The sequence below is a fragment of the Lacisediminimonas sp. genome, from assembly GCF_030645335.1.
In the GTDB taxonomy this organism is placed as follows: Bacteria; Pseudomonadota; Gammaproteobacteria; order Burkholderiales; family Burkholderiaceae_D; genus Lacisediminimonas.
In genome coordinates, this window is the sequence record NZ_JAUSNH010000150.1 from 1 (window position 1) to 6,981 (window position 6,981).

A 6,981-nucleotide genomic window follows, 5' to 3' on the forward strand; every position below is an offset into this window, starting at 1 on the left:
GTAGGAATAGCCCAGCGTCAGGATTTTTGGCTTCAGGAAGTAATTATTGGCCTCGGAGTCGGCATACCCGAGTTGCTTCAGCGTGTAGAGGCAGCGCCGCACCGCAGCGCGTGGAATGCCGGTCCGGTGGCTGATCTGCGCAATGGTCAGGCTGCGGCGTTGGTCGCTGAAAGACCGCACTACCGCCAGGCCGCGTGCCAGCGATGTCATGAAACTCGGATCTGTCAGAGCCTCAATTTCCTCGGCAATCGTCAGCTCGCGCTTGCCGTCGAGCTTTTCGGTGCTGCCAGGATCGTCGGCGTCGTCGACATCATCGGAGTCGTCTGTGTTGCCGCGAACGTCAGGGTCTTCTGCGATCAGCCCTCCCGTTTCCGGCAGCAGGTCGTCTTCCCCGAGGGTGTTTTTGTCCTTGATATTGGTTTTGGCCTGCTCAGTCAGGTATTGCATGGTTCGACTACTCCCTAACAAAATGTTAAATGCACCGGGAAGTCAAAATCCGATAATCAACCGAATGTTCGACCACCGCACACAATTGCGGTTGCGATCTTGACGCGTTCATGCTGACATGAAAAAATTCAACGTTCTTTAATCGATTGAATGTTCGATAATCGAACATTTGTCGATGGCAGCATGACAATAGCGCCGATTTTACTGCACTCAAGTAGCACTTGCGAGGAAAATCAAACCCCGCCGCAGACTTATGTTGTTTTATAAGCAAGATCAGGCTTGGGGAAAAATGTCAATTATTTATAGGAAGAGTGCTAATCTTGATTAACAAAATTACGATTCCATTCAATCTGCTGTTTCCGGCATTCCTGATGGCTCGACGGTCATGATTGGCGGCTTTGGCAACGCTGGCATGCCGGCTGCGCTGATCGACGCGCTGATCGAGCAGGGTGCACGGGAACTCACCATCGTCAATAACAATGCCGGCAATGGCGACCACGGGCTGGCGGCCTTGCTCAAGGCCAAACGGGTGCGCAAGATCATTTGCTCGTTTCCTCGGCAGACCGACTCGCACGTGTTCGACGGCCTGTACCGGGCCGGTGAAATCGAACTTGAACTGACGCCGCAAGGAAACCTCGCTGAACGCATCAGGGCCGCAGGTGCCGGGATTGCCGGCTTCTTTACGCCGACCGGTTATGGCACGCTGCTGGCCGAAGGCCGCGAGACCCGCGTCATCAACGGCCGCGGCTACGTGCTCGAAACACCGATCCACGCCGACTACGCGCTGATCAAGGCGCACCGTGGCGACCGCTGGGGCAACCTGGTCTATCGCAAGGCGGCCCGCAATTTCGGTCCTATCATGGCCAGCGCCGCCAAATGCACGATCGCCCAGGTCGCGGGCATTGCAGCGCTAGGTGAACTGGATCCTGAAAACATCGTGACGCCCGGCATTTTTGTCCAGCGCGTGGTACTGGAAGGAGCGCAAGCATGAAACGACTCAATCGTGACCAGATGGCCGCACGGGTAGCGCAAGACATTGCAGAAGGCGCGTATGTCAACCTCGGCATTGGCTTGCCGACCCTGGTTGCCAACCATCTTCCGCCTGACCGCGAAATTTTCCTGCACAGCGAAAACGGCATTCTCGGCATGGGCCGTGCGCCCTTGCCCGGACAGGAAGACGAAGACCTGATCAACGCCGGCAAGCAGCCGGTTACCTTGCTCCCCGGCGGCGCCTACTTCCACCATGCCGATTCGTTTGCGATGATGCGCGGCGGCCATCTCGACATTTGCGTGCTGGGCGCATTCCAGGTTTCTGTTGCAGGCGACCTTGCCAACTGGCATACGGGCGCCCCGGACGCGATCCCTGCAGTGGGCGGCGCGATGGATCTTGCGATCGGCGCCAAGCAGGTTTTCATCATGATGGAGCATCTGACCAAGAGCGGTGAAAGCAAACTGGTACGCCAGTGCACCTATCCGCTCACCGGCGTGCGCTGCGTCAGTCGCGTCTATACCGACCTGGCCGTGATCGACGTCACACCGGAGGGGTTCGCCGTGCGCGAGATCATCCCCGAACTGTCTTTTGATGCCTTGCAGGATATGTCCGGCATGGACTTGATCGACAGGCGCTAAAATCGGTTTGGTGCCCTGCTTCAATAAATCAGACATTCAGCAATCGGATGAGCCGATGCTTCGGCCCGTCCCTAACTAAAAGCGATATTGAAATGAACGATGCCTATATCTGCGATGCCATCCGCACACCCATCGGGCGCTATGCCGGTGCGTTAAAGGATGTGCGCGCCGACGACCTGGGCGCTGTGCCCCTGAAAGCCTTGCTGGCGCGCCATCCCGAACTCGACTGGCGTGCGGTCGAAGACGTACTCTATGGCTGCGCCAACCAGGCCGGTGAAGACAATCGCAATGTTGCCCGCATGTCGGCGTTGCTCGCCGGGCTGCCGCAGGAGGTGCCTGGCGGCACGATCAACCGATTGTGCGGGTCGGGGATGGACGCAGTGGGCAGCGCAGCGCGCGCGATCAAGGCCGGCGAGGCACAGCTGATGATCGCCGGCGGCGTCGAATCGATGACGCGCGCGCCGTTCGTGATGGGCAAGGCCGACAGTGCATTTGCGCGCAATTCGTCCATCTACGACACCACGATCGGCTGGCGCTTCGTCAACCCGCAGATGAAAGCATTGTTCGGCGTGGATTCAATGCCGGAAACCGCCGAAAACGTCGCAACTCAGTACGAGATCAGCCGCGCCGACCAGGACAAGTTTGCCGTAGCAAGCCAGGACAAGGCCGCCGCCGCGCAAAAAAATGGCATCCTGGCGCAGGAAATCACGCCTGTGGTGATTCCGCAGAGAAAAGGCGACTCCATCGTCGTCGAGCATGACGAACATCCGCGCATCACCAGCGTCGAAGCTTTGGCAAAGCTGAAAGGTGTCGTGCGGCCGGACGGCACCGTTACCGCGGGCAACGCATCCGGTGTCAATGATGGCGCATGCGCGATGTTGATCGCCAGCGAACAGGCCGCACGCGAGCACCAGTTGACGCCGCGCGCCCGGATCGTCGGCATGGCCACGGCAGGCGTTGCGCCGCACATCATGGGCATTGGCCCGGCGCCGGCCTCGCAGCTCTTGCTGAAGCGGCTGGGCATGCGGATCGAGCAAATGGATGTGATCGAACTCAATGAGGCATTCGCGTCCCAGGGCCTGGCCGTATTGCGCCTGCTAGGCGTGGCAGATGATGATCCCAGGGTCAATCCGAATGGCGGGGCGATCGCGCTCGGTCATCCGCTTGGCATGAGCGGCGCGCGTTTGGTGACAACGGCGATGTATCAATTGCACCGCACCGGCGGTCGCTACGCCCTGTGCACGATGTGCATCGGTGTCGGGCAGGGAATTGCGATGGTGATCGAGCGGGTCTGAGTGCGGGCCGGGTATTGCTCCGGCCGTCCTTGGAGCGAATACCCGTTTTCGGGCCAGGACCGACGCCGCTAGTCGGCGCTGGCGATTTGCTGGTGCAGGCGCTCAAGCTGGTCGAGGACCGATTCCAGCGCGGGGTGCGAAAACGAACGTTCGTCCATGCGGGTGGCCAGTACCAGCTGGTCCGCATCCAGGGCGACCAGCACGGGCACGGTGGGCCGGCGGCGAAAATCCGCCAGCCGCATCGCCGTGCGCAAGCGTTTACCGCGATTGAATCCGACCGGTTCAGACATCATCACCAGGACGACAGGCGGCTGGAATTCGCGCTGGTGGTGCACTTCAATTGCACCACCCGACTCAGTGCCCAGCCGCAATCCGCCGCCCGCATCAAGGGCCAGCGAAGCAATGCCGATGCTGCGCCCGAATTCGCTGATTGATTGTTCTATCCAGGCCATGCAAGCCTCCCGTTCAGGGCATCAGGTGGGGTGCCGGCATCGGCAAAGGCAGATCCGGTGCTGTGGTTTTCGGGGCCAATGCCGGATTGCCTTTTTCAGCCTGGTCCAGCAGCATTTCTTCGTAGGCGATCGCGTTGTCGAGCGCGTCCTGCACGCCGGTGCGTGCAGCATCGCTGGCATTGGCATCGGTAAAAATCTGCTGCATCAGCCGGACACACTTTCCCACTTCGCGAAACAGGGTGATGCTCTCGTCCGGATGTTTCAATCCAAGCCGGGTGGCCAGTGCAGCGAGGGAGGATGCGGCGCCATAGGGATTGGCAAATATCTCCAGCACCCCCCGCAACAATTCTGACGGCTTGATTGATTTTCCATGATGGCGTTCGATGAACTGCACCGTTTCATCTACGGACTCGGATACGGTTTTCATGCGTACCACCAGGCTGAGCGACTCGATTGCCGCCTGCAGCCGCACCTTGTCGGTGGAGGGGAATTCCGCATGGAGGTCGAGATCGGCTGCGCGACTGGCGGCTTCCAGCGTGCGCGGCAGTTCCTGCAGATCGTCGCCACGACCTTGGCTGGTGTAGCGGTCAAGCACCTTCAGGCATTTTTCACCCCATGCTTCGCTGCCGTGCACCAGGTCGGCGTAATCATCAGCGAAGCGGGCAGGATCGGCGGTCTTTTCTGCCTCATCGGCAATGTTGAGCGCGCCGTTGATGTAGCGGCCGACCTCCGGGTCGCCTTCCATCTCTGCCAGCCGGTCATCAATGCTGGATAGCAAAGCGATCGCGTCGGCTCCCGAGGGCCGCATGTCGCCGATGTTCATTGCCCGGGCCAGCACCCTGGTCAAGTCAGACGGCTGGTAACCGGTTTGATGGTGATGCCCGCATTTCCTGATGTCAGCAATGACTTTCTGCTGGTCGTTTTCCTCAAGTGCAAAGCCGGCGAGCAGCTTCTTGAGCTCGTCGTCGTCACTGCTGGCTTCGTAGAACCGGCGGGCCAGCTCCGGTGCGCCGCCGGAAAAGTCCGGCAATGGCGCCATGCGGGCAATGAATTCTTCGTTGCTCGGCGCGCCAAGTGCGGATTTGCTCCCTTGAAGAGCCAGGTAATCCTGCAGCGCGCCGCGGCCGCTGGCGGAAGGGCGTTCCTGCGGCAGTTGCCGGGCGCGAACGTACGCCAGTGACTTTTGGGCGATGAGTTCGCCGGCCCCGCTCAGCCTGGCGTGGCGCCTGATCTCTTCGCCCGAAAGAGACCGAACCGGGCGGCTGGCGTGCTGGGTTCGCTGCGAAAGCGATTTTTCCGGCACTTTTGGCAGCCCCTGTCCGAAATGTGCCGGCTCACGTAACAGCCCCTTTTCTATCTTCTCCAGCCGGCGGGCGCGCCCCAGGCTGTCGTAGTCCAGCACTTTGCCGTTCCGGGTTCCCTGTTGGACCTGGGCGGCCAGGCCAGCAGTCGTGTGTCGCAAGGTGTCGCCGGCGACGCGGCGGATATCGTTTCCAGCCATGGGGTCTTGGAGAATCAGTATTGGGTACAAGGGAGTAAAAAGTCTGTCGGCTATGTTTTCGTACAGACACGGCGGACCGAGCAACAGGCGAGCGCTTGGTAACGTGGCGGGCCGGGCAGTTCCCGAATTTCGGCGCGGGCAGCGGGGACTGGGAACCGGGCGGGCAATTTTGTTACTTAGTAGCGGATATTGAAGAAACATCGCCCTCGCGCCTGGCGCGAGCCATCCAAGGGAGCGCACCTCGACCATGAATCCACACAAGCGACAGCAAGAAAGAGCCAGGCAAGTCATTGCAGACCTGGAACAGGTGATGGCCGAGGCAGACGCCGCAATCGCGCAGGCCACCCGCTTTTTCGCCGGCGAAGGGGCTGGGATAAAAAGGCAGCTTGATCAGCTCAGCGCCGGTGAGAAGGCGAAAATCGATGCCGAGGTCGCAATCATGATGAAGGACGTCGAGCGTGAAGCGGAACGCGCCTATCGCCACAAAATGTTCGAACAGTCGCTGAGCTATCGCCCGCGCAACGCGCGGCGACTCGTTTAGCCCGGTTCCCTCCTCCAGACTCCAGACCGACCAAGGCATGCCATGTTGCTCAATATCCCGACCACCGTTGACAGATTGAACCAGACCCTGACAGTAGACCCGATGGCGGCGATCCGCTTCGTGCAGGCGGAGTTGTCCTCGCAGATTGCAACGTCGCTGTCATCCCGTACCAGCCGGCTGGGCGAGCGGCTGGCCGATCTGGAGCGTGCCTACCAACTTGACGAGTCAATGCGCGCCCTGGCGCCTGGCGAGGCGATCGAGCTGCCGTCCTTTACCTTGTTCGATCCATTGACGAGCGCGGGCGTGGTCAAGCTCGATGAGTTTGTCGATCAGCAGGGACTTTTTTTGGCGCCCACGAAAATCGCGTCCGATGCGCTGGCGCTGGAAATGATCGAACTCGGTTTTGAGCCGCCGCCGGTCATGGTTGCAGTATTGTCGTCGCTGAGCGTTGAAGTGACTTCAAAGGAAGGCGAACTGATCTCGTCGTCCATCCAGCAGTCGTTGATCTGGATGACCGAGGATCAGCGCGCCGCCATCCCCGGAACCAAGCGTGACATGGGTAACAATGTGGCGAGCTTTTCAGCGATCGTGCTTGCGGGCACATCGGATGAAAATACCAAGACCACGACCATTTTTTACTGCCTCGATCGCAAGGCCAATCGCCGCTTTACCGAGGAGCAGTTGTCCGCCGTACGTGCCCAGGTTGCTCAAACGCAGGTTGAGATGCTGCCCGAGTTGCAGATCTCGTCCGCTGTCATTTCTGCGCAAACCACGTTGCTCAATGAATTGATCCTGGGTCAAAAGCGGGTGCGGGTCCAGCTTGTCAATGATGAGCAAGGGCGCCAGGAGTCCCGGCTAGAGGTCGACACTTCCCGCAAGCTTACCCGCGAGAGAAGAAGTGACGAACGCCTGGTCGAAGACAGGCAGGCCAGGGTGTCCGAGGCCACGAGCAAGCGCTGACTGCGCCGTGTTCAACTGCCTGAACCGGGCATTGTTTATCCGCGTACTTCAAACAGATTGTAAACAAGCAGGGAGTATCCCCCATGACAAACGGCGTATTGACCAGCGAAACCGTCCCCGTCAACTTGACGATCAAGCGGACCGAAGACAGCGGCC

8 protein-coding genes are annotated in these 6,981 nt (G+C 59.9%); 5 read left to right on the forward strand and 3 right to left on the reverse strand.

The features are described 5' to 3' along the window. The coding region (locus Q7T64_RS10585; protein ID WP_304795297.1) for a helix-turn-helix domain-containing protein at positions 1 to 447 on the reverse strand (447 nt) is incomplete at its 3' end. Positions 448 to 832: 385 nt separating this feature from the next. Between Q7T64_RS10585 and Q7T64_RS10590 the strand changes: the two genes are divergently transcribed. The 3 genes from Q7T64_RS10590 (at position 833) to pcaF (ending at position 3,371) form a co-directional block, all read left to right on the forward strand. Further along, the gene (locus tag Q7T64_RS10590; protein WP_370653302.1) at positions 833 to 1,438 is read left to right on the forward strand and encodes a 3-oxoacid CoA-transferase subunit A; all 606 of its coding nucleotides are present in this window, start codon (positions 833 to 835) and stop codon (positions 1,436 to 1,438) included. Then, entirely contained in the window at positions 1,435 to 2,076 is a 642-nt protein-coding gene (locus tag Q7T64_RS10595) for a CoA transferase subunit B (protein WP_304795299.1), read from the forward strand. The genes Q7T64_RS10590 and Q7T64_RS10595 overlap by 4 nt, the downstream gene beginning before the upstream one ends. 92 nt (positions 2,077 to 2,168) lie before the next feature. After that, entirely contained in the window at positions 2,169 to 3,371 is a 1,203-nt protein-coding gene (gene pcaF / locus Q7T64_RS10600; protein ID WP_304795301.1) for a 3-oxoadipyl-CoA thiolase, read from the forward strand. 68 nt (positions 3,372 to 3,439) lie between these two features. Here pcaF and Q7T64_RS10605 read toward each other — a convergent pair whose 3' ends face one another. After that, complete coding sequence (locus Q7T64_RS10605) at positions 3,440 to 3,823, reverse strand: CesT family type III secretion system chaperone (RefSeq protein WP_304795303.1); 384 nt, start codon at positions 3,821 to 3,823, stop codon at positions 3,440 to 3,442. Between the two features lie 13 nt (positions 3,824 to 3,836). Next, positions 3,837 to 5,324 (reverse strand): TyeA family type III secretion system gatekeeper subunit, encoded by a 1,488-nt coding sequence (locus Q7T64_RS10610; protein WP_304795305.1) that lies wholly within the window; start codon positions 5,322 to 5,324, stop codon positions 3,837 to 3,839. 310 nt (positions 5,325 to 5,634) lie between these two features. On the opposite strand from Q7T64_RS10610, the gene Q7T64_RS10615 reads away from it, so the two are divergent. Both Q7T64_RS10615 and Q7T64_RS10620 read left to right on the forward strand, forming a co-directional pair. Continuing rightward, positions 5,635 to 5,865: a hypothetical protein gene (locus tag Q7T64_RS10615; protein WP_304795306.1), complete on the forward strand. Its 231-nt coding sequence runs from the start codon at positions 5,635 to 5,637 to the stop codon at positions 5,863 to 5,865. Between the two features lie 42 nt (positions 5,866 to 5,907). Next, complete coding sequence (locus tag Q7T64_RS10620) at positions 5,908 to 6,825, forward strand: hypothetical protein (RefSeq protein WP_304795307.1); 918 nt, start codon at positions 5,908 to 5,910, stop codon at positions 6,823 to 6,825. The last annotated feature ends 156 nt before the right edge of the window (positions 6,826 to 6,981 follow it).